36 protein-coding genes and 1 tRNA gene are annotated in these 20778 nt (G+C 59.6%); 34 read left to right on the top strand and 3 right to left on the bottom strand.

Translation table 11 applies throughout. The features are described 5' to 3' along the window. Positions 1-10 precede the first annotated feature (10 nt). The 3 genes from ABWI03_RS13435 to ABWI03_RS13425 all read left to right on the top strand — a co-directional run bounded on the left by ABWI03_RS13435 (position 11) and on the right by ABWI03_RS13425 (position 2199). Positions 11-754: a DsbA family protein gene (locus tag ABWI03_RS13435; RefSeq protein ID WP_095969163.1), complete on the top strand. Its 744-nt coding sequence runs from the start codon at positions 11-13 to the stop codon at positions 752-754. 145 nt (positions 755-899) lie between these two features. Then, positions 900-975: transfer RNA gene (locus tag ABWI03_RS13430), tRNA-Ala, on the top strand. 36 nt (positions 976-1011) lie between these two features. Beyond that, positions 1012-2199 (top strand): tyrosine-type recombinase/integrase, encoded by a 1188-nt coding sequence (locus ABWI03_RS13425; RefSeq protein WP_298777975.1) that lies wholly within the window; start codon positions 1012-1014, stop codon positions 2197-2199. Between the two features lie 41 nt (positions 2200-2240). Here ABWI03_RS13425 and ABWI03_RS13420 read toward each other — a convergent pair whose 3' ends face one another. From ABWI03_RS13420 to ABWI03_RS13410, 3 genes are read right to left on the bottom strand one after another with little or no spacing between them, the layout of a single operon-like run. Beyond that, positions 2241-3092 carry a DUF2510 domain-containing protein gene (locus tag ABWI03_RS13420; RefSeq protein WP_298777972.1) on the bottom strand — a complete coding sequence of 284 codons (852 nt, stop codon included), beginning with the start codon at positions 3090-3092 and terminating at the stop codon, positions 2241-2243. A gap of 11 nt (positions 3093-3103) precedes the next feature. Next, positions 3104-3547 carry a hypothetical protein gene (locus tag ABWI03_RS13415; protein WP_298777970.1) on the bottom strand — a complete coding sequence of 148 codons (444 nt, stop codon included), beginning with the start codon at positions 3545-3547 and terminating at the stop codon, positions 3104-3106. 48 nt (positions 3548-3595) lie between these two features. Further along, a complete protein-coding gene (locus tag ABWI03_RS13410) occupies positions 3596-3991 on the bottom strand; it encodes a hypothetical protein (RefSeq protein ID WP_161121342.1) in 396 nt (131 codons plus the stop codon). Between the two features lie 293 nt (positions 3992-4284). Between ABWI03_RS13410 and ABWI03_RS13405 the strand changes: the two genes are divergently transcribed. The 31 genes from ABWI03_RS13405 (at position 4285) to ABWI03_RS13250 (ending at position 20743) form a co-directional block, all read left to right on the top strand. Further along, entirely contained in the window at positions 4285-4554 is a 270-nt protein-coding gene (locus ABWI03_RS13405) for a helix-turn-helix transcriptional regulator (protein WP_298777968.1), read from the top strand. Between the two features lie 68 nt (positions 4555-4622). Beyond that, positions 4623-4922, top strand: coding sequence for a hypothetical protein (locus ABWI03_RS13400; protein WP_042924601.1), 300 nt, complete (start codon positions 4623-4625; stop codon positions 4920-4922). Further along, positions 4919-5839 (top strand): YqaJ viral recombinase family protein, encoded by a 921-nt coding sequence (locus ABWI03_RS13395; protein WP_298777956.1) that lies wholly within the window; start codon positions 4919-4921, stop codon positions 5837-5839. The genes ABWI03_RS13400 and ABWI03_RS13395 overlap by 4 nt, the downstream gene beginning before the upstream one ends. Beyond that, positions 5836-6048: a hypothetical protein gene (locus ABWI03_RS13390; protein WP_222671450.1), complete on the top strand. Its 213-nt coding sequence runs from the start codon at positions 5836-5838 to the stop codon at positions 6046-6048. The genes ABWI03_RS13395 and ABWI03_RS13390 overlap by 4 nt, the downstream gene beginning before the upstream one ends. Positions 6049-6053: 5 nt before the next feature. Further along, on the top strand, positions 6054-6956 hold the full coding sequence (bet, locus tag ABWI03_RS13385) for a phage recombination protein Bet (RefSeq protein ID WP_353798736.1): 903 nt from the start codon (positions 6054-6056) through the stop codon (positions 6954-6956). Positions 6957-7119: 163 nt separating this feature from the next. Further along, positions 7120-7641 carry a hypothetical protein gene (locus ABWI03_RS13380; RefSeq protein ID WP_298777938.1) on the top strand — a complete coding sequence of 174 codons (522 nt, stop codon included), beginning with the start codon at positions 7120-7122 and terminating at the stop codon, positions 7639-7641. Then, positions 7638-8186, top strand: a complete 549-nt coding sequence (locus ABWI03_RS13375; RefSeq protein WP_298777935.1) for a hypothetical protein — start codon at positions 7638-7640, stop codon at positions 8184-8186. The genes ABWI03_RS13380 and ABWI03_RS13375 overlap by 4 nt, the downstream gene beginning before the upstream one ends. Beyond that, positions 8183-8425 (top strand): hypothetical protein, encoded by a 243-nt coding sequence (locus ABWI03_RS13370; protein ID WP_298777932.1) that lies wholly within the window; start codon positions 8183-8185, stop codon positions 8423-8425. Before ABWI03_RS13375 ends, ABWI03_RS13370 begins: the two co-directional genes overlap by 4 nt. Further along, a complete protein-coding gene (locus tag ABWI03_RS13365) occupies positions 8425-8748 on the top strand; it encodes a hypothetical protein (protein WP_298777930.1) in 324 nt (107 codons plus the stop codon). The genes ABWI03_RS13370 and ABWI03_RS13365 overlap by 1 nt, the downstream gene beginning before the upstream one ends. Then, entirely contained in the window at positions 8745-8954 is a 210-nt protein-coding gene (locus tag ABWI03_RS13360) for a hypothetical protein (RefSeq protein WP_065352253.1), read from the top strand. Before ABWI03_RS13365 ends, ABWI03_RS13360 begins: the two co-directional genes overlap by 4 nt. Continuing rightward, positions 8951-9235 carry a helix-turn-helix domain-containing protein gene (locus ABWI03_RS13355; protein WP_231304321.1) on the top strand — a complete coding sequence of 95 codons (285 nt, stop codon included), beginning with the start codon at positions 8951-8953 and terminating at the stop codon, positions 9233-9235. Before ABWI03_RS13360 ends, ABWI03_RS13355 begins: the two co-directional genes overlap by 4 nt. Before the next feature lie 7 nt (positions 9236-9242). Then, positions 9243-9833 carry an HNH endonuclease gene (locus tag ABWI03_RS13350; RefSeq protein WP_231304322.1) on the top strand — a complete coding sequence of 197 codons (591 nt, stop codon included), beginning with the start codon at positions 9243-9245 and terminating at the stop codon, positions 9831-9833. After that, the gene (locus ABWI03_RS13345) at positions 9823-10806 is read left to right on the top strand and encodes a hypothetical protein (RefSeq protein WP_161121332.1); all 984 of its coding nucleotides are present in this window, start codon (positions 9823-9825) and stop codon (positions 10804-10806) included. Before ABWI03_RS13350 ends, ABWI03_RS13345 begins: the two co-directional genes overlap by 11 nt. 247 nt (positions 10807-11053) lie before the next feature. After that, positions 11054-11269, top strand: coding sequence for a hypothetical protein (locus ABWI03_RS13340; RefSeq protein WP_298777904.1), 216 nt, complete (start codon positions 11054-11056; stop codon positions 11267-11269). Further along, positions 11266-11457, top strand: a complete 192-nt coding sequence (locus ABWI03_RS13335) for a hypothetical protein (protein ID WP_231304302.1) — start codon at positions 11266-11268, stop codon at positions 11455-11457. The genes ABWI03_RS13340 and ABWI03_RS13335 overlap by 4 nt, the downstream gene beginning before the upstream one ends. Beyond that, a complete protein-coding gene (locus ABWI03_RS13330; RefSeq protein WP_298777894.1) occupies positions 11454-11693 on the top strand; it encodes a hypothetical protein in 240 nt (79 codons plus the stop codon). The genes ABWI03_RS13335 and ABWI03_RS13330 overlap by 4 nt, the downstream gene beginning before the upstream one ends. A gap of 178 nt (positions 11694-11871) precedes the next feature. Then, the gene (locus ABWI03_RS13325) at positions 11872-12390 is read left to right on the top strand and encodes a hypothetical protein (RefSeq protein ID WP_353798735.1); all 519 of its coding nucleotides are present in this window, start codon (positions 11872-11874) and stop codon (positions 12388-12390) included. Continuing rightward, positions 12387-12764: a RusA family crossover junction endodeoxyribonuclease gene (locus ABWI03_RS13320; protein ID WP_298777891.1), complete on the top strand. Its 378-nt coding sequence runs from the start codon at positions 12387-12389 to the stop codon at positions 12762-12764. Before ABWI03_RS13325 ends, ABWI03_RS13320 begins: the two co-directional genes overlap by 4 nt. Further along, on the top strand, positions 12761-13627 hold the full coding sequence (locus tag ABWI03_RS13315) for a hypothetical protein (RefSeq protein WP_231304305.1): 867 nt from the start codon (positions 12761-12763) through the stop codon (positions 13625-13627). The genes ABWI03_RS13320 and ABWI03_RS13315 overlap by 4 nt, the downstream gene beginning before the upstream one ends. A gap of 2 nt (positions 13628-13629) precedes the next feature. Next, positions 13630-13806 (top strand): hypothetical protein, encoded by a 177-nt coding sequence (locus ABWI03_RS13310; RefSeq protein ID WP_231304306.1) that lies wholly within the window; start codon positions 13630-13632, stop codon positions 13804-13806. Beyond that, entirely contained in the window at positions 13803-14009 is a 207-nt protein-coding gene (locus ABWI03_RS13305) for a hypothetical protein (protein ID WP_231304307.1), read from the top strand. Before ABWI03_RS13310 ends, ABWI03_RS13305 begins: the two co-directional genes overlap by 4 nt. Positions 14010-14346: 337 nt before the next feature. Next, positions 14347-14652, top strand: a complete 306-nt coding sequence (locus ABWI03_RS13300) for a DUF7352 domain-containing protein (protein ID WP_231304308.1) — start codon at positions 14347-14349, stop codon at positions 14650-14652. Positions 14653-14847: 195 nt separating this feature from the next. Further along, the gene (locus tag ABWI03_RS13295) at positions 14848-15357 is read left to right on the top strand and encodes a hypothetical protein (protein ID WP_298777885.1); all 510 of its coding nucleotides are present in this window, start codon (positions 14848-14850) and stop codon (positions 15355-15357) included. After that, the gene (locus ABWI03_RS13290) at positions 15354-15533 is read left to right on the top strand and encodes a hypothetical protein (RefSeq protein ID WP_298777883.1); all 180 of its coding nucleotides are present in this window, start codon (positions 15354-15356) and stop codon (positions 15531-15533) included. Before ABWI03_RS13295 ends, ABWI03_RS13290 begins: the two co-directional genes overlap by 4 nt. Then, a complete protein-coding gene (locus tag ABWI03_RS13285) occupies positions 15530-15874 on the top strand; it encodes a hypothetical protein (protein ID WP_298777880.1) in 345 nt (114 codons plus the stop codon). Before ABWI03_RS13290 ends, ABWI03_RS13285 begins: the two co-directional genes overlap by 4 nt. After that, positions 15871-16059 (top strand): hypothetical protein, encoded by a 189-nt coding sequence (locus ABWI03_RS13280; protein WP_231304311.1) that lies wholly within the window; start codon positions 15871-15873, stop codon positions 16057-16059. The genes ABWI03_RS13285 and ABWI03_RS13280 overlap by 4 nt, the downstream gene beginning before the upstream one ends. After that, positions 16056-16355 carry a hypothetical protein gene (locus ABWI03_RS13275; protein WP_128638024.1) on the top strand — a complete coding sequence of 100 codons (300 nt, stop codon included), beginning with the start codon at positions 16056-16058 and terminating at the stop codon, positions 16353-16355. The genes ABWI03_RS13280 and ABWI03_RS13275 overlap by 4 nt, the downstream gene beginning before the upstream one ends. Beyond that, positions 16348-16998 (top strand): hypothetical protein, encoded by a 651-nt coding sequence (locus tag ABWI03_RS13270; RefSeq protein ID WP_231304312.1) that lies wholly within the window; start codon positions 16348-16350, stop codon positions 16996-16998. The genes ABWI03_RS13275 and ABWI03_RS13270 overlap by 8 nt, the downstream gene beginning before the upstream one ends. 969 nt (positions 16999-17967) lie before the next feature. After that, positions 17968-18474: a helix-turn-helix domain-containing protein gene (locus tag ABWI03_RS13260; RefSeq protein ID WP_298777869.1), complete on the top strand. Its 507-nt coding sequence runs from the start codon at positions 17968-17970 to the stop codon at positions 18472-18474. Next, complete coding sequence (locus ABWI03_RS13255; RefSeq protein ID WP_298777866.1) at positions 18471-19742, top strand: PBSX family phage terminase large subunit; 1272 nt, start codon at positions 18471-18473, stop codon at positions 19740-19742. The genes ABWI03_RS13260 and ABWI03_RS13255 overlap by 4 nt, the downstream gene beginning before the upstream one ends. Then, a complete protein-coding gene (locus ABWI03_RS13250) occupies positions 19739-20743 on the top strand; it encodes a hypothetical protein (RefSeq protein WP_353798733.1) in 1005 nt (334 codons plus the stop codon). The genes ABWI03_RS13255 and ABWI03_RS13250 overlap by 4 nt, the downstream gene beginning before the upstream one ends. Positions 20744-20778 lie beyond the last annotated feature (35 nt).

Below are 20778 nucleotides of genomic sequence, written 5' to 3'. Positions count from 1 at the left end.
CTGCATCAGCGTGAGCACCAAGAGCAGCAAGAACAAATATTCGCCGGAACCGGTCTCGAGCCGCTCCACCTACATCATCGGTGGCCTCGCGGTGCTCGTGATCGCGGCCCTCGTCATCGGCGGTGTCTTGTGGACGAACAGCAAGAACAAGCCCCAGAACGACGGCTACGGCTCCGTGCAGAATTCCGAAGTTGCCGTCACGGTGCAGGACAACGGCGTGGTGCTGCTCGGCAAGCCTTCCGCCGCGACGACCATCGATCTCTTCGAGGATCCGCTGTGCCCGGCCTGCGCTGCGCTCGAGCACCTCAGTGGCCAGGCTCTCGCGGCCGCCGTCGACAACGGTGACGTCGCTGTTCGTTACCACATGCTGAACTTCCTCAACCGGGCGTCGGGCAGCGGCGATTACTCCACCCGGGCCGGCGCGGCGCTGCTGTGCGTCGCTCAGAGTGGCGACGCAATCGCGTACTCCGCATTCCACACGAAGCTCTTCGCTACCGACACGCAGCCTGCCGAGGGTGGCAGCAGCGACCACACCAACGACGAACTCGCCCAGATTGCTCGTGATGCGGGCGCATCCGACGACGTGGCAACCTGCATCTCTTCCGGTACCAACGTCGAAGCCGCCGCGGCCAACGCCGCAGCCGCCAGCCAGGCGCTCAAGGATGTCGGGTCCAACGGCACCCCCACGGTCGTGGCGAACGGCAAGATCGTTGACACGGGCAGCAGCGACTGGGTTTCCAAGCTCTCCTCCTGAGCGGAAGCGGCCGCTCCGACGAGGAGCGGCCGCCTCGCTCTGACCAGGCGATTTGTTGCCCAGGAGTCAAGTGGTGTAACTTTCTTCCAGCAAGCGGAAAGCAGTAAAGCCGCTGCGAGTTCGACTGTTAGAGTGAATTGAATACGGGGCTATGGCGCAGCTGGTAGCGCACCACACTGGCAGTGTGGGGGTCAGGGGTTCGAGTCCCCTTAGCTCCACCATATCGATGCAGGTCAGAGACCTGCAAGGTGAGAAAAATGTTGACGGTCAACACGCCACGTCAACACCTGTCACACAACGACGATACGATGACCTCCCTAACCGGGAGGTTTTTTCGTTTCATGGCATCCATTCGACCACGAACCACCAAAGCGGGCACGCCCTACTACCAGGTTCTGTATCGGCACAACGGCACGCAATCCTCGGACAGCTTCGACGATCCGAAGGAAGCCACCAAGTACAAGAAGCTGTTGGAGCAGATCGGCCCCGACGCAGCGAAAGATCTGATGTTCGGCGCCGAAGCCTTACCTGAAGAAATCCCATCGCTGACAGTGACGGAATGGTGCACCGAGTACATCGACCACCTGACCGGCGTCGAGGAAGCAACGAAGAACAAGTACCGCTCGTACCTTCGCCGCGACATTGATCCGATTCTTGGTTCTCTGCCGCTGTCCGTGGTGAACGAGAAGGCGATCTCGAAGTGGGTCCAAGCGCAGGAGGGATCCTCGAAGACCATCGCCAACAAGCATGGGTTCTTGTCGGGTGCGTTCAACGGTGCTGTGCGAGCGAATCACATTGAAGTGAACCCTTGTGATGGTCGGAGGTTGCCGGCGCGTCACAAGGAAGATGAGCCGGTGTTCTTGACTCCAGCTGAGTTCGTTCGGGTGCGGGATGTGGTGGTGGAACAGTGGCGTCCGTTGACAGTGTTTCTGGTGTCGACGGGTATGCGGTTCTCTGAGGCGACCGCGTTCCAAGTTGGCGATCTGAATGTGGAGGAGAAGACGGGACGGATCGTGCGGGCCTGGAAGTACACAGGCGAAGCGAAGCGGAAACTTGGGCCGCCGAAGTCCCGGAAATCTGTGCGGACGATCAACCTGTCAGATCAGGCGATCGAGGCGTGCGGCGATCTAAAGGGGCGCGCACCGGATGAGTTCGTGTTCACAAATCGTCTCGGGCGCCCGGTCACTGCTCAACTTTTTCACAACAAGGCGTGGCGGCCGATGATAGCGGAGCTGTCCGACAGATTAGGGAAGAAGCCGCGGCCACATGATCTTCGGCATTCGTGCGCTAGTTGGATGATCGCGGCCGGGGTGCCGCTGCCTGTCATTCAGCAGCACCTCGGCCACGAGTCGATCACGACGACGATCAACATTTACGGGCACCTGGATCGTCGTGCCTCACAGGCGGCTTCAGCCGCCCTCACCGCAGCCCTCGAAGGACTTTAAGCCGACAACTGTTGGATGAGGTCAGCGATGATCAGTTTCAGTTATTTGGAGCCGGTGACTGTGACGATGTTGACCTGAACTTTAGGCGCGGTCGTACTACCTCCGCGCTGCGTGTCGTACGACTGCGATCCAAGCACCTCGACGTAAAGGGTCACGAAGTCGTCTTCGACGACATCTGCAATCAGTGTGGGATCAATGGCCGTGACGATCGTGTTCTGGTCGTAGTCGTAAGACGCATCCTGCGGAGATCCGGCGGTGCGGGCGAGGAACATCTTGTTTCCGGTCGCGGCGTCAGCCTGGAAAACCACACCGTAAAGGGTGAGCTTCCGACCCTTGTACGCATCTGGATTCTTGGCAAATAGTGCGAAGTCGCGATCCGAGATGGACTCGTACGTATTTGGATCGAGTTTTGCAGCTTCCGCTTGTCGTTTTGCTTCAGCGGCTGCTTCGGATGCGGCGCGAGCAGAAGTGGCTGCGGCGGCACTTGCCGATATTTCAGCGGCGGACTTTGTTGTCGTGGCCGGGGCAGTGGTTTGCGCCTGCGTAGTTGTCGCTTCGGAGGCGACGGTTTCGGGGGATTTGTCTTTTCCGCCATTCACGGCGGCAATGCCGATGATGATGACCAAGACTCCGGCCGCAATCGCGCCGATTACGGCTTTGTTGGACTTCTTCTTCGGTGCGTTACTGGAGGTATCAGTTAATCCGAGTGGCGGTATTTCTCCGGCCGGTTGGGGCGCGGTTTCTGCGTGCTTGGGCTGAGATGCGGGAGTCGTGGGTTGTGTTCGGGGTGTGGCCTGAGTGGCGTTGGTCCACTGCCGACCGTCCCACCAGCGCAGTTGATTTGGGGTGCCCTCGGGGTCGGGGAACCAACCTGAGCCGGGAGGCTGAGTCATTGTCGTGCCTTTCAATTTGTCCACGGCGATCGTCGCCGTAGTTCCGTTTCTATGTATTCGCGCTCTTTTGGGGTGAGGCGGGCTACACGTGTTTGGAGTATCTCGAATTCCACCCAGAGTGTTTCTGCTGTTCCGTCGTGGATTTGAGATTGATCCCAAATGACAGCATCTAACAGGTCGTCTAATTGCACGAGGGTTTGAGCTGTTAGATACTCCACAGTCTTTTCCTCACGCATCGCGAGGTATGGATCGTCGGGTAGTGGGCCGCGCTCGTGGTGGTGCGTTTCGTGGGTGAGGGTGTTGCGCCGTTCTGTTTGGCTGGACGTTTTGTCGATCTCGATGACGCCTGGCTTCAGTCTGCCCATGCATCCGGCTTCACCGCAGCTGTCAGTGAATTCGACGGTGACGTCTGGGTGTTTGTCCCGGAGGTGTCGCCATGGGTGGTAGTGGGCCATGTGGGGAGTGTGAGGTAACCCACCGACAATGACAAGGTTGGGATTCGGTCAAGCGCCGAACTCAGGACCTTCATCCTGGGGGTGGTCTTCGAAGTCGCCTTCAAGTCGTCGGCGCCGACGTTCCTGGGTTTCGCCTTTACGTGCGGCGAGGATGTAGTCGTCTTGGCTTGCGTCAACTGCTGTGGGTTGATTCTTCTGAGTCAACGGCTCTGACTTGTCGAGTGCGTATGGGCTGGACTCGATCGCGGCTTGCAAGACCACGCGGTAGGGCGTCCTGGTTTGGTCCGCGAGGGCTTCGAGGTACTTGCGCGCCGGCAGGGTTTTGAGTGGTTTCTTCCACTGATTCAGGCCTTGTGGAGACATGCCCATTTTGCGTGCGAGTGCAGCCTCCCTCGCCCCGGTGTCGTCCAGGTAATGCTGGACGATCTTCCACAGCTCGTTCATGACAGCAAGCTTCCGGTTGCGGCGTTGTGGTCCGCAAATTGGCCGTCTACCAACACGTCTACCTCTATCCCTGCTGAATCCTGCGATTCGGCGTCGAGTCTGCGCAAAAATCGTCTACCAACTGTCTGTGATCATTTTGCAGCATCTCTGCTGGCTGCGGAAATACACGGATGTGACTAGTTGACAATCGTCTACCTATCAGTGATGATTCATCCGTTGCTGGTTGACAGTTCATCGACTACCGAGGAGACTACCCAGTGAGAACGAAATGCCGATCCAGGAAGGGTTCATGGATGAAACTCACCTCCGCCTCAGCGTTCAAGGGGCTAGTTCAAGAGAAGGGCATCTCGTACGAGCGTCTCGCTCGGTACGCGGACTGCCACAAGAGCTTTATCGAAGCTCTTTGCAATGGAAGGAAATCCACATGCACTGAAGAGTTGGCGGACGAAATTGCGAGGGCGCTCGGCGTGAATACGGAACTCATTTTCGTGCGCAATGTATCTGCCAATGGAAGACGTTATGACCGTCCACGACGGACCGTTCGAGTTCAGGTTCCGGCATGAGGGCAGAAAAAAGCCCGCCCCGGTGCAACGGGACGGGCGAGGCAATCACCAATCGGAAGGAAAAGCGAATGCACGTACACCTTACCCCTGACAGCGTTGGGGAAGCGATAGCGCGGATCGAGGACCTGTTGGAGTTCCATGGCGGTACCCCGATGTGGCGGTACATGTGGAATCACACCATCGATGCGGTTCTGTTCACACATATTGTGTCGACACCTCTGCCTGTTGGCTTGTCTCATCCGGAGGCGGTTTATGGCCCTCATTCCCAGTTGTGGCATGTGACTGTTGCCGAGACGGACTTTGCAGTCGCCTTGGTCACGTTGGGGGACAAGGTCGCTGAGGCTGTCAACTTCAAGGCGGCGTCATGACTGCCCTGACTGGCTTCCAGCTTCCTGAACCGCTTGCTCCTAGCACGGCGGAGTGGTGGACGAAGTACTCGGCGTCGAAGGTCGCAGCGATCTGCGGGTTGTCGAAGTGGGACACCGAACGATCGATCTACGACGGCATCACAGGCGTAGTGCCGCCGCAGCCGCAAACGGATGTGCAGGGCCGCGGGCACGAGTTCGAACCGCTGATCCGTGGTTGGTTCTCGAACATGCATCTCGATTGGACGATCGAGGAAACGTCGACATGGCAGCACAGTCTTCGTGATTGGCAGACAGCGGATCCGGACGGGATTGTCACGTTGCCTGACGGAACGGTCGAACTGTTGGAGATCAAGACAGCCGACGACATTCACTCGTGGGGTGATGAGGTTCCGATCGGTTATCTGGTGCAGGTGATGTGGCAGATGGATGTGATCGGTGCTCGCCGTACGCATCTCGCGGCGTGTGGTCCGTTTGAACTTTTCCATCGTCGCCCGAAGGTGTTTGTCATCGACTATGACGCTCGGGATGCGGCGGTGCTGCGGGAGCGGGTGTTGAAGTTCCAGGCGCGTGTTGAGGCTGGCGATCAGCCGGCGGCGGATCATTCGCGTGATTGTGATCGGTTGTCGGTTCGGTATGCGAATACGTCGATTGTTGATGATCCCGGGGTGGATGTGCCGGCGGAGATCGCGGTGCCGTATTTGGAGGCGTTTGCGGCGGAAGCTGCTGTGGCGCTGGAGAAGAAGCGGACCGGGTCGGTGCTCCTCGAATACTTGGGTTCGTCGAAGAAGGCGACGTTCAACGGTCACACGATCGCGTCGCGTGTCAATAGCAAGGGTGCGCCGTCTATCCGCGCCACGTCTGGCCTCGCGGAGAAGGCCCCCGAAATCTTGAAGCCACGAAAGGCAGAAGCAGCATGACTGAGTACCTGATCGCAACGTCTGGGTGTGATGACACAACACGCGCCTTCGTCATCCTGACCGACGCCGAAGCGGAAACCGTGAAGACGATCGCTTCGGCGATCAACGTTCGCGCCGGAGGCTGCAAGCCCTCCCTATCCATCAGCCTGTGGGCTGATGCCAGCGCCTATGAACGTGAAGAAGCCACCGAACCGATCGACGAGGACTGATGACGATGACCGAGATCGCAGTACACACAGGATCCGCACTAGCGGTTTCGCCCGAACAGGACTTCTGGACCCCGAAGCAGGAATCGGCGCTCGCTCAGATCGGCGTCGAGAAAGCATCGAAAGCTGACTTGGCCGTGTTCTTTCACCAGTGCCAGCGCACCGGCTTGGATCCGTTTGCGCGCCAGATCTACATGATCGAACGCAAGGGGAAGCAGACCATTCAGACCGGGATCGACGGGTTTCGTTTGATCGCTCGGCGCGCTACCGACGCCGCTCGTGGCACGTTCGGCTACGAGGACACCCTGTGGTGCGGAGAAGACGGCAAGTGGACCGACGTCTGGTTGCAGCGTGAGCAGCCCCGCGCCGCGAAAGTCACCGTGATTCGTGACGGTGCACGCTATCCCGCAATCGCGCTCTGGAACGAGTACGTGGGAACCAAGTTCAACGGCGATGTGACACAGATGTGGGCCACGAAGGGCGCACTGATGTTAGCGAAATGCGCTGAGGCGCTGGCATTGCGTAAGGCATTCCCGCAGGACTTGTGCGGACTGTATACCTCGGATGAGATGCAGCAGGCGGACAACGGGCAGCAAGGCTCGACTCGTCAGCGCCCGCAGCAGTCGACGCAAGCACGCCCGCGTTCGATCACTGAAGCATTGGGTGAACCGTCTGTGGACGTTGATTCTTTGCTCGCGGCGATTGAGGCTGCTGAGTCGAAGGATGTGTTGCGGGAGCTGTGGAAGGAAACGGCGGCACTGGTTGATCCGGTGCAGGCGGATGTGCGTGCGCTTATCCAAGGCCGCTTGACGGACCTCGACACGCCTGCTGATGCTGCTGAGCCTGAGCAGTTGCCGTTGGATGCGGAGCCTGTTGACGCGGAGACGGTGGAAGAGCAGGCAGCGTCATGAGCATCTACTTCCGCGATACGTGCACGTGCAGTGGCCCGGTGCCGGGCTGGAGCCAGCACGAAGCGTGGTGCGGGCAGCGTGAGGACCGTGGTGGCCCGTATAACCGTTGGTCGCATCCGGACGCGAACCTCCCAACCGAAACAACAACATCGAAAGGTCTGTCATGACTGTTACTGCGATTCGTAAGTTGACCCCTGCGCAGGCCACGAAGTTGTGGTCGGATCTGCGCGGACATTTCGTCAACGCTGAGAAGAAGATCATCGAGATCATCGAGGCGAGGGCTTGGGAGCCTTTGGGTTTCGAGTCTTTCGCTGAGGCGTGGGCGTCGAAGATGGACGGGGTCCGGTTGGCGACCGACGAGGTCCGGGCGCATGTGGTGTACGCGATGTTCTCGGATGGCCTGTCGGATGAGCAGATCAACGAACGTCTTGGTGTGGGTTCGGGGGTGTCGGATCGGCAGGTGAAGCATCTGCGCCGGCAGAAGTCGAACGGTGTACCACCGTCGCTCGCTAGTACTCGGGTGCGGTCGCATGTGCGCCGTAACCCGTCTGCTCCGAAAACAATTCACGTCGAACTGCACTCAACGGAGTACGCCCGCTATCAAGAGATCGCGAAGCGCGAGGAACGTGACATCGCGGACATCGCACTCGAAGCCATACGCCACGCATTCGAGGAGTTGGCATGAACGACAACACTTTCAAACATGGGCGGTCCGGTTATACCAACCATGGATGCCGATGCGACGAATGCAACTTCGCTACCTCGGAATATCAACGCATGTATCGCGAATCTCAGGCAGCAGCAATACGCGAGCAACGGCGTGAACATCGGGCGACTAACCGCGAGTCGATCTTGGAACGTCGCCGTGTGAATTATCGCCGGAATCGGGAGGAGATTCTGGCAAGCAACCGTCGCTGGCGCGAGTCGAATACCGATTATCTGGACAGCTACCGACAGCGGAACTATGCAGAGAATCGCGCTGTGATCCTAGAGCGTTGCCGAGACTACTACGCCTCCGCACGGCCTCAAGTTCTTTCTCGTATCCAGTCAAGGGAGCGCTACACGAGAGGATCTGCCCACCGACTAGGGCAGCAGTACAGCCAAGCAGACGACTTGATTCTGTTGAATCCCGATTTGTCATCACTGGAAGCAGCACTGCTTCTTGGTCGGACAGTTTCGGCCATAAATCAGCGTCGGCGAAGAATCCGGCGAGCGCTGGTGACCGCATGACTTGGATGCGAATCGACTGCGCTCGAAGCGACGAAGTGTATGAGGCGATCGAGAACCGTGCTCCGCTCGCGGGACGCTCCGACATGGGCGGTGAGTTCGGCGAACCTCGCATCGAAACCATCTGGGGCAACAGGGAAACCGGACAGGAAGTCCTCAAGAACGTGCGCCACCCGCGCTACGAATGGGACTCCCAATCCGGAGACCGCAAGCCCTGCGAACACTACGAATGGACAAACTGATGACTTCTGCTGGTGAGCAGCTCAGGTTGGACGGGCAAGACGCAGCCCTCGCAGCCGCAACAGTCGGACACCACGACCACCCCAACCACATCGAAACCGCACTAACCGAACTCATCCGATCCGGCCGCGAATTCTCCGCCGACCACGTCCGCGACGCAGTCCCACCCGAAACCCGCGCATGGATGACAGACCACTACAACGTCCTCCCCGCACTCTTCGGACACCACGCCCGCCGAGGACACATCCACCACGTCGGCTGGTGCTCACCCACCCGCCGAACCCGCCACAACAACCCCAACCGCACATGGAAAGGCGCCGCATGATCCGCGAAGCCTCACTCAGAGTACCCATCACCCACCCCAACATCGGCACCTACAGCGCCCTCAGCGAAGTCACCATCGTCCACAAAGACGAACACGGCTACACCATCTGCCTCGACAACGGACACCCCCGCGGCGGCCTCTGCCACCTCGCCGTCGTCCAACGCAACCAGCTGTACATCCCACACGAGAAACGAGAAGCCGCATGACCACCACCGAACAACGCCGGCACGTACCACCCGACGAAGTGTTCACCATCGACGAGGCCGCGCTACGGCTCAGGTGCAGCCCAACCTACTACCGCGAGCAACTGCGATCGCAGAAGTGGCCCGGCAGGAAGATCGCCAACAAGTGGCGCGTCACTGAAGCGGACATCAAAGAAACCTTGGAGATCGTGTACTCCGATCCGATCTTCCGCCCGCGACCGGATCCGGTGTCAGCCCGCCCTGGCACTCGCCGACGCTACGAACGACGCAACCGCACCAAGTGAGGCACTGATGTCAGTAACGAAACGTCTCCGCTACGAGATTTTGCGGCGCGACAATCACACCTGCCGATACTGTGGAGCATCCGCGCCGGATGTGAAACTCACCATTGATCATGTCCTCCCTGTTGCACTCGGAGGGCAAGATGATCCCGCCAATCTCGTTGCTGCGTGCAAAGACTGCAACGCCGGCAAAACATCAACCACCCCCGGCGCTCCTCTAGTTGATGACGTGACAAGCGCTTCGATCCTGTGGGCACGTGCAATGGAGCAAGTCGCAGTCGAACGGGCGAGAGCACGAAGCACCCGAGATTTCATGCGCCAGTCGGTTCACTCCCTGTGGACAGACTGGAAGTGGACCGACGAGGACGGGGTGCGACACGCTCTAGAACTCCCGGCTGATTGGGAGCTGAGCGTTGACAGGTTTTTCGCAGCAGGAATCGAGTACGAAGACTTCATCGAACTCATCGCAACCGCCATGAAATGCAGGACCACAACCAACAAGTGGAAGTACTTCTGCGGCTGCGCCTGGACCAGGATTCGCGAAAACCAAGATCGAGCTGGGCAACTCATCGCCGAAGGCGCGGTGCCTGATGGCCGGTGAACATACAAGAGTCAACCGCGATATCTGGTCGAGCGACGAATTCCTCGACCTGTCAGGCGGCGCACAACACCTTTACTTCATCCTCTGGACGCACCCGCACCGTAGTTTCTGCGGCTCGGTGGAGTGGCATCCAGGAAGGCTGGCGGCATTCGCGTCAGACCTCACGGCGGAGCTGGTAAACGAGAACGCGATCGAACTGTCCGAGAAGTTGTTTCTGTGTGTCGATCTGGACACCGAGGAGGCTCTCATTCGGTCTTGGATCAAGCATGACGGCCTGTATCGGCAGCCGAATATGGCCGTTGCGATGGCGAAGGACAGGGCCGGTTTGGCGTCTCGCGGGCTGCGCGGTGTGGTGGTTCGCGAGGTGGCGAAGCTGCGTGTTTCGGAACCTGATTTGCCGGCATGGAAGCGGGATCAGGTGATCAATTTGTTGGGTCAGAATTCGGTAGATCCAGCCGAATTGTGGGCGGCGCACCCTTGGCGAAAGGGTCCACGAAACCCTTCGGTTAAGGGTTCGGTTAACCCCTCGGGAAAGGGTTCGGTTAACCCTTTATCTAGCCCCAGCGGAATGACCCCGCCTACTACAGCTCCTACTCCCAACTCCACAAACTCCAACTACAAAAAGAGTGGTTACGTAAGTAGGGAACATTACGAGGCGACGCGAACAGACCCCCCACCCAAACTTTGCTCACAGCACATTGACAATCCGACGAGCACTCCGTGCCGTCCATGCGGGGAAGCCAGGCAGGCCCACGCGGATTGGGAAAAGAGCCGCAAAGCTGAGTTGACGTCTGAGCAGTCGAAGCAGGCTCAGGCCCGCGCCGAACTCATTGCAGAAGCGATCCAAGATTGCAATTTGTGCAATGTCGACGGCTACTTCGGGACCACGGTTTGTAGTCACGATCCTGAGATGGCTGATCGCCAGAAGCGGGGGATGGCTGGGATTCGTGAGCAGATGGGCTGGAAAGCATGATCGGGGCTGAGAGCGTTTCTGCGGGGTTAAACATGGCAGTTGGGGTGGATGCACCAGAAATGGGCCGAACGGCTGCCGGTGGCCGATCCTGGGATCGGGAATTGGCCACTCCAAGCCAAGATCGTTTGGCAATGGACCAAACAGAAATTAATCATGGTTATATCGTCTGTCGGTGGTTGACAAAACGTCTACCGTCTACCAAACTTTACGTAGCCCGGTGCAACGGGCTCAAATCGGAAGGAATGTCATGACTGTTCTCACTTTTCGTTCGCGTGGCCGGCACCGCACAGGTGTTCCCGCGCTTGAACTCATCGCTTCACGTAAGCCCGCCACTGTGAATGCTCCGGTGTGCGGCAACTGCACCTCCATCAACCTCAGCGAGCACACGGATCCGGGGTTCGGTGACTACTTCGTGTGCGAGGACTGCATGACGCAGCTCGACACAGACGGCGGTCGGATATGAGATCCCTTGCCTCGCATTGCGACCGGCTCGAATCCCTCGCACTCATGGACGACTACACCGGCCGAGCCGAGAAGCTCGCTAGACGCCGCGACTTCTACATCAACCTGAAAGCGCACATCGCGCTCGCCGCATTCGGAGCAACCGGCGGCGGAATCATCTACCTCTGGGCGATCGGATACACAGCATGAGCACTTACCTCGAAGAACTCGCCACTCTCGCCGCGAAGATCGGCGACGACAACGCGAAAGCCACCCTCGACTTGGGTTGGATTGGGCCGCAGGAACGGGACGCCCTCGTCGACGCCGCACAGCAGGCCCGGAAGCAGTTGGATAAGGCCCGCACTGACCTGCAACAGGCGCAGATGACCGCGAACACCAGCAACATCAGCCAACGGGACTTCAGCAAGCTCGTAGGTGAGTTCTGATGGCGCACTTCGACAACGACGACGGACTAGACGACCCCGTCACCCTCGACCGTTGGGAAGACAACGACGCATGGGACCGAGCCCACGAGGAAGCCACAGGGAAATGATCGCAACCAGCCTCTCCACCCAATCCTGCCCCACAGGACTATGCGGACAATGCGGCCCCTGCCGACGCGAAATGCGCGAAGCCGACCGATTGATGATCCCGAAAGTTCAAGCACCAATCGAACTCTCACCCACCGTCCAACAACTCCTAGCCGAAGAACGCAAACGCCAACACCGCACCCGACGCCCCGCGCCAAAAGTCGCGAACCGGCGCACCACCCCACCACGCCGACCCACACCACTACCCCCAACAACACCCACCCCACCCCACATCGAACCCTGCACCCAATGCCACCAACCCCGCGGACTCACCCGCGGCCGCATCGACGGCGTAGGAACCCTCTGCACCGTCTGCTACGACAAACCAAACCTCCAACGCATCATCGACACCATCACCGCCACACCCGTACGCACCAAAGCACAAAACACCGCAATATCCCGCGCCCGCCTCCGCATCCAACGCATCACCTACAACGGGCGCCCCTACCACCCCAACGCACCACACGGCACCGACAACAGTTACATCTGCTACCAATGCCGCTGCGAAGCCTGCACCCAAGCGCACGCCGAACTCGACAAGGCACGCCGATGATGCACACCCTCACCATCATCGACACAGCGCATCCCGGCCGACCGCCCCTCACCATGAACAAGTGGCGCAACGCCCACTGGCGCACACAATCCGTCGCAAAGAAACGCATCTACTACCAAGTCAAAGCCGCACTCCAAACCACACCCATCCCCACCCTGGAGCGGGCGACAGTCAGCATCATCCAATACGCGCCCAACGCAATTCGCCGCGACGTAGACGGACTCGGAGCCTTCCGGAAAGACATGCTCGACGCCCTCGTCATGAACAAAGTGTTCCCAGATGACAACACCAACCACGTCATCGACGGCGGCAACACCATCCTCCTGGACCGCGAAAACCCTCGCATCGAAATCCGAATCGAGCCCACACCATGACCGACATCACCGCAAGCATTGCGACCGCGATCCAAGCGAAAACCGGCGGAAACGTCGAGGGGAAAATCCCCGAGTGGTGGGCGGAGTTCATCGGCATGGTTCTGGCCGAACTCCACTCCAACGGCCGTCTCATCCCTGCCGGCGGTATGGCTCTCACCGCCGAACAGGTGGAAGACGTGCGGGCCCTGGTGTGGCTGGATGGCCGCAGGAACTTTGATGCGTTCTACCGTCTCCGCGCCCTGTTCCCGGCAACCGAACCCGCCGCAGTTCGTGACGGCAGTGATCTCGTCGTCGTGGAGCGTTCACACACCGCGAAGGCAGTGCAGTCGTGGATGACTCTGGACCTGTGGACCGACCTCGGGAAGAGCGACAAAGACTTCGACGCCGAATATGAGCGTCGAGGGTTCGGGGACTTGTGGGCCATCTTGTTGGGTGAGGTCCGCGCCCTGGTTCAAGCAACTGAACCCGCCGAGGAGGAGACGAAAGCGGAGACCGAAACCGAGTGGGGCGTCGAGTTTCCGGGCGGCATCTGCAATGTCTCATTCGATCCAGCGGAAGCCGAAGAGATGGTGCAGTGGATTCGTGACGGGCAACTTGTCTCCCGCGAAGTAACGACAGGCCCATGGGTGAATGTCCCCGCCTCCTCGCCGGTTGTCCCTGCCCCCACCGAAACCGGACCGTGGCAGACATGGCAGGAAGTGCCGGAGGGCGTGCAGTACTACGGCATCAACGGATGGGGACCCACTTACTACGTGAACCGGGGCGGTGTGCGGTACAGGGTTTTCGACGACACGCCCTCCAAGACGGCAGATTACGTCGTGCAGAACTTCGCCCCGTTCGTTGCAGCGGCCGAGGAGGGGTGAGCATGAGCGACCTCCCGATTGGCATTGGTTGGAAGCGTGAAGGCGACAAGGTCGTTGCCCACGTCATCGAGGCGCACCCCAGCGGACGACGCAGTGAACTCGTCAAGGTCACCTACACGCTCGAACAGGCCGCAGAGAACGCCAAGCAACTCCTCGCAGCGATGGGCGGCAAGTCATGAGCATGCAGCACATCCGCGACTACTACGGCGTGCCAGCGAAACGTGGTGCGCGAGTCAAGTACACCTGGCGGAATCCCGGAAGGCTCGGCACTGTCGTCGGATCTCGTTCCCAATACCTGCGCGTCAGGTTCGACGATCAGCCGAAGCGCATCGAGACCGTGCACGCGACTTGGGAACTCGAATTCGTGGGGGTGGCGGCGTGACTGGGGTGGATGTTGAGCACACGAAAGCGCTGGAGGCAGCAGCAACACCAGGGCCATGGTTGTACTGCACGAAGACGTACGACGGTATGCCGCTGGTCGTAGCTGAGGGGTACGGATTCCCTGCCGAACCGATGCGACAGACTCGCGGGATTGTCTGCTACCCCGAGGCTGATGCGGAGTTCATTGCTCACGCCCGGACTGCGATACCCGCCCTGGTTGCGGCTGTCGAGCGAGTCCAAGCACTGCACAGTCCGTGGCCGAGTCCATCCATCCAAACCTATTGCCGCACCTGTGCGCACCCCATGCCCTGCCCCACTCGACAAGCCTTGGAGGGACCATGAGCACTATCGAACCCGTGATTCACCGCGTCACATTGCCTGTCACAGACGAGCAGATCATCACCATTCACAACGGCGGCGAGGTCCTGTCCGTTGCGCCGTCACGCGACGGACGTAGCGATGTGATCGACCTGTGGTTCACCACTTACCCCACCGAGGAGCCTGGACGCCGCCCGATCTACATTGCCGGAACAGGTCATCCGCGCCCGCGTGGAAAGTTCATCGGCACGGTAGTCACGCCGCAGGGATTGGTGTGGCACGCATTCGCGGGAGATCCGATCTTCCGCGCCGAGGTGGCGTCGTGACCGCGCCTGATCCGGGGTTGACCGACGTTCAGTGCACAGCATGTGGGGCCATTGGAAGCCTACGCATCGAAACCAGACTCGAAGCCAAACCGTTCGGAACCTTCTCACTGGCAGGAGTTCAAACGAAAACAGTTCTTCAGAACTGGCCGTGGATGGTGTGCGATTCCTGCCGAGCCGAATGCCGAGGTAAGCGTGATGCCTGATCCGGGGTTGACCGACCTCATCGCAGCGCATTACCGGCACTGCGTCAGCGAGGAGATCCGGCTCGATCCCGAGACGGGCGTTCACACGAAATGGATCGAATGCACATGTGTGTGCGGAGCTGACACCTCGGTCGAGGTGACTGGAGACCGTGAGGCTGCCGTCCGCCTTGCGGATGCCGCGCATGTGGCGTTGGTGGTGGAGCAGCACACCAACGGGCGGATCACGGAACTCGAAGTGGCCGTCGAGCATTGGAAGGACCGCAGTCAGTACAACTACGACTGCGGAATGGTGCTCGCAAATGAAGCCAACGCCCGCGCCGAGAGGGCTGAGGCCACGATCTACCGCGTGAAGAACGCGCTCCCCAACGTCGAAGGCATCAACCCCGCCAGCAGCCACTACGACAAAGGCTGGGACCGAGGACAGCAAATCCTCACCGAACACATCCAGTCGGCAATCACCGGCGACTACACCCGCGCAGCTTTGGAAGGGGAACAGCAATGAGCGAGAAATGCAAGAACTGCGGATTCACGATCGTCCGTATCAACTACGCGCTCGGAGAGAAGTGGATGCACACACTCCCCGGCGGCCGATACGACATGGCGCCAGGCTCCATGTACGAACCATACGAAGTATGCCGCGCAAGAACAGTCGCCGAGCCTTCTGAGGAGTCGTTGTGAGTGAGATCCGATCACAGACCACACCCGCGAGGGACGAACTGGCCGAGGCGCTAATGAAACTGTGGGGCTGGCTAGGTCCAGATGCAGCAAAGATGTTAGTGGAGCAGGTGGAGGCCGCTGGTTGGTCGAAGCCTCGCACGGTGAACGCCCCGTCCGAATTCGAAGCGTTGCCGGTGGGGACAGTGGTGCGCGAGCTTGATGACGCACCGAGCGTGTTCGAGAAAGTGGCACACGAGGAGGGCGAGACAGGTTGGGAAATGCCAGGCGACCTGCACTGGTACACGCCCGGCGAGATCACCCTCCCTGCGACCGTCCTCTTCACTCCGGGAGATGCGGGATGAGCGACCTCGAAACCCAACTGCGCGACGCCTTGCAAACCGCGGCCCGCAACGAAATCCTCCGCAACCCAAACAGCGCAACACAATTCAAAACCCAAACCAAAACCAACCAAGACCGCATCATCCAGGCCTACAGCGCATGGGTCCTACCCACCATCCTCCCCATCATCAAGGAACACGCCCGGTGACAACTGACCTCCTCGAATGGACTCCCGCAGACTCCAAAGCCCTCGACGCCTACGCCCGATCCATCCCCGGCCGCCCACCACTCAAACGCGACCCACACCTCGCCGAACTCCTCGCAACACTCCCCGGGGCAGGCGGACGCATCGGAATCGACATCGGACAACCCTGCCGAGAATGCGGAACCCCCATGGCACCCCGAACCCGACGCATCGAAGGCCACACCCCACACGGCGCACGAGGACGCTGCCGACCCTGCCACGACCGCGCACGCCACCGCATCGGAGGACACCGTGACTGAACACTGGTACATCCCGCGCCACGAACAACAAGAGATCGTGGACGCACTAACAGACGTATCCGACATCCTCGACGACCTCCGAGAAGCCCAAAAACCCCGCATCGCAACCGCAACCTGGAACCCCAAAGTATCTACCGGGGATCGCCCGCAACCCTTGCCGTTCAACGTCGCAGCAGTCGACGCCGCCGACAGACTTCTCATCGAACTCGAACGATGGGTGTACTGGCTCGCCGACGCACGACAGATCGCAGCACCCAACACCGACTGCAAAGGCTACGCAGACTGGCTGACCCGAAACATCCTGCTACTCGCAGCAACCCCCGGCAGCGAAGCCGCACACCACGACATCACCACCGAAATCCGGCACGCACGCAACGCCTCCGGGCGCAGCCACCTCCAACCCATCCCCAAACCCAACCCCACCCGCCTCGCCCAAGCACACGCCGAACAACTCAACGCCCGAGGAATCGCAACCCTCGCCAAACACATCGGCGCCCAAGGCCTCACCATCCGACGCATCAACCACCTCGTCGAAAAACACAAAATTTCGCCGATCCGCTACGCGGACAAGAAAACCCCCATCTACACACTCGGTGACATACTCGACGCCCACTACGCCACACCCCAACGAAAGGCATCATGAAAATGGGAGCACCAAGTCCGACACCCACACTGTCCATCGAAGACATCAAGAACATGTCGAGCATGGCGATCACACGAACGCAGGTTTCGCAAGCGCTCGGAATAGACCCCCGCACAGTCCGAATTGGCATCGAGGACGGCACTATCCCGTCTGTTCGGATTGGTAGACGAATCCTCATTCCTCGGCTGCCGTTCCTGGCAATATTCGGAGCTGATGCATAGTTATGCACGCATGCGGATGATCATCTGATACGCTATGCGCGTACGCGACACCTGACAATCACAACTCAGGTGTCGCGTTTCGTCTTGCTGCACACCGCGCCCACTTCCCCCAGGGCCACCTTTTGAGGAACGTGCAGCAACCCCCGGCGACTGCGGGCAAGGCGATGTAATTCGCTGTCTGAGCTGACGCACCCGGGGTTCAACTTCGCAACACCAGCAAACAAACAACCGGAGGTCAACATGTCTGAACACGTCATGCGCAAAACCAAAGACCTCCGCGAATACCGATTCGCCAGCGACGAACCCAAAGAACCCAACGCAGTGCAACGCATGCACAACCGAGGCTGGCCTGTAACCGACATCGCCAAATTCTTCCGCTGCACTGTCGCTAGCGTTCGCCACGACCTCGCACTCCCATGATCCTCGACTTCATCGAAGCGATCCGAATCATGTGGGCACTCATCCGATTCTGGATCCTCTAATGCCCAGCCGCGACCTACTCATCTGGGCAATCACCGGAATCTGGCGCATGTGGAGGTGGCAGTAATGCAATCACTCCAAGACGAACTCGACCAAAACGAATGGGACCTCGAACAAGCACGAAGCGCAGGCAACCCAAACGCCATCGACACCCTCCTAGATGAGCGCAACAACATCCTCAACACCATCCACAACACACGCACAACGAGGTGAACCAATGGCGCGAAGTACACGTTTACTTGGCTCACCGCGTGCGCGAGAGCGTTGAGTGGCTGCGTGGACCGATGAAGAGAGCACACGGCTAACCGAACTTCACGCCGCGGGGAAGTCACTGCACTTCATCGCGAACGAGTTGGGCCGCTCGAAGCGGACGATCAGCGTGTGGGCTGAGAAGCTGGGACTGTCTTTCGATCGGGCCGAGACTGCGAAGGCTGCTGAAGCTGTGCACGTCGACAACAAAGCGCGGCGGGCACGCATCGAGGAACGGTTGTTGGTCAAGTCTGAGGACATGCTCGCTCAACTCGATGAGCCTGCGATCGTGTATTCGTTCGGCGGCCAATTCAATCAGTATGAGCAGCATGAGTTGGATAAGCCGGATCCGGTGGCGCAGAAACACATCGTCCAAGCCCTCTCCACCGCACTCACAGCTGCGAACAAGCTGCACGAGATGAACGCCGGCCAACAAGCCGAGAAGGCTGTATCCGCGCTCGTCCAGATGCAAGGCGCCCTCGAACAATTCGCTGCACAGTACGAAGCCGAACAACAAGGGGAGTGACCGGGTTGTTGCCATCGAAGCTCGGCACACTATCCCCGAAGCAAGCCCACAGCATCGGTGCAGCATCAGCGGAAGTTGTCATCTGGCACGGCGCAGTGTCATCCGGCAAGACCATCGGGTCCCTGTTCAAACTGCTGATGAAGATCGCGACCGCCCCCACCTCGGGTGAGATCGTCATCATCGGCCGCACCAGGGACACCGTCTACCGCAACATCATGCAAGCCCTGCTCGACCCAGCATTGTTCGGTGATCTGGTCGACCACATCAGCTACAACCGCGGCGCACCAACCGCAACCATCTTCGGCCGCACAGTCCACATCCTCGGCAGCTCAGATGTTCGCGCCGAATCAACCATCCGAGGCATGACCATCTGCATCGCCTACCTCGACGAAGCAACACTGGTCAGCAAAGAGTTCTTCTCCATGCTCCACAGCCGCCTACGCGTCAAAGGGTATGCGTGCCAACTGTTCGTCACCACCAACCCCGACGCACCCAGACACTGGCTCAAAACCGACTGGATCGACCGCGAACACGACCCCAAACTCAACATCCGCTGCTTCCACTTCGAAATCGAAGACAACCGCGACAACCTCCCAGACGGATACATCGAAACCCGCCAAGCCCAATACTCCGGACTCTGGTACGACCGATTCATCCTCGGCAAATGGACCATGGCCGACGGCGTCATCTACGACTGCTTCGACCCCGCACGCCACGTCGTCGACCAAATCCCCGAAATCCAACGCATCATCGCAATGGGCATCGACGACGGCGTCAACCACCCAGCCGCCGGCCTCCTCATCGGCCTTGGCATCGACAACAAGCTGTACGCAATGGCCGAATGGGCGCCACCATCAGGCACACCAGCCGACCGCACCAAATCGTTACGCCGATTCATCAACGAACACGGCAAACCAGAACGGTTCTTCGTAGACCCATCAGCAGCAGCACTGAAAATGCAGATGCAACGCGAAGGGTTCGGCATCATCATGAACGCCCACAACTCCCACAAATCGGGCATCGGCGTCGTCTCAGCCCTACTGTCCACCGACCAACTACTCATCAACGGGCCGCTGTGCACCAACCTGCTCGGGGAGATCGGTGGATATGTGTGGGACCGCAAAGCTGCTGAACGAGGCGAAGACGCCCCAGTCAAAGAAGATGATGACTTCTGCGACGCCTGGCGTTACGGCGTGTTCTCGTCGTTCACGTTCTGGCGCAACCACATACCCATCGAAATCACTATCGCCGAGGAGGTAGCCGCATGATCAAAGCTGGCATGGCGTGGCCACCAACCGAGCTCGGCAAAGTCGTGGAACGCACCCGCGAGTCTCAGGTGTGGTGGGAAGGTGACCCCGCGAAGCTCGACGACTACTACCAAGCAGGGAACCGCACATCCCCGTCTGGGGTGAAGGATCGACTGTCCGCGGCGTACAACGCGTTCTGGGGTCGCCCCGTCAGCCAGACGACGACCCCGATCAAGCGGTTGCATGCACCGATCGCGGGCGATATCCCGAAACTGTCTGCGTCATGCTTGTTCTCGGAGACACTCACGGTCGTCGACCCCACAGGTGCCACGCAGGAACGCGCTGACCTGATCTTCAACACCCCCACCTTCCACGGTGACCTGTTCACCGCCGGCGAGTCCTGCTCAGCGTTGGGGGGCTCGTATCAGCGTGTGGTGTGGGACGAGGAAGTCGCCGACAACGCGTGGATCGACTTCGTGGACGCTGACAAGGCGATCCCCGAATACAAGTGGGGCCGGCTTACTGCGGTCACGTTCTGGTCTGAGCTCGCGGGTTCGGATGAGCGGGACGTGTGGCGGCACCTCGAACGATACGAGAAGGGCCGCATCGTCCACTCCCTCTACAAGGGGACACCGACGAACCTCGGTAGCGCAATGGACCTGGACGCCCACGATGACACCGCAGGGATCACCCTCAACGGCTTCGACGACGAGACAGGCGGATACGTCGACCTCGAAGTCGACGAGCTGGCAGCCCGATACGTCCCCAACGTCCTCCCCAACCCCGAATGGCGGAACCACAACACACTCCGCTACCTCGGACGCGCAGACATCTCCACCGACACAATCCCACTGCTCCACGAACTCGACCGCATCTACTCCTCACTCGTCCGAGACTTCCGCATCGGCCAAGCCCGCATGTTCGCCTCAGACGACCTCCTCGAAAACCTCGGCGCCGGCAAAGGGAGTGTCCGATTAACGGTGGATCCGACCTTGATGTCGGTTAGTTACCGTTCAGGGTGATGCGTCCTTCGAAGGTGATCGCAAACGCATTGAGC

Source organism: Rhodococcus baikonurensis (assembly GCF_040489275.1).
Lineage (GTDB): Bacteria > Actinomycetota > Actinomycetes > Mycobacteriales > Mycobacteriaceae > Rhodococcus_F > Rhodococcus_F baikonurensis.
The sequence above is the reverse complement of the archived record's forward strand: the minus strand, read 5'-3'. Positions and strand labels throughout refer to the sequence as shown.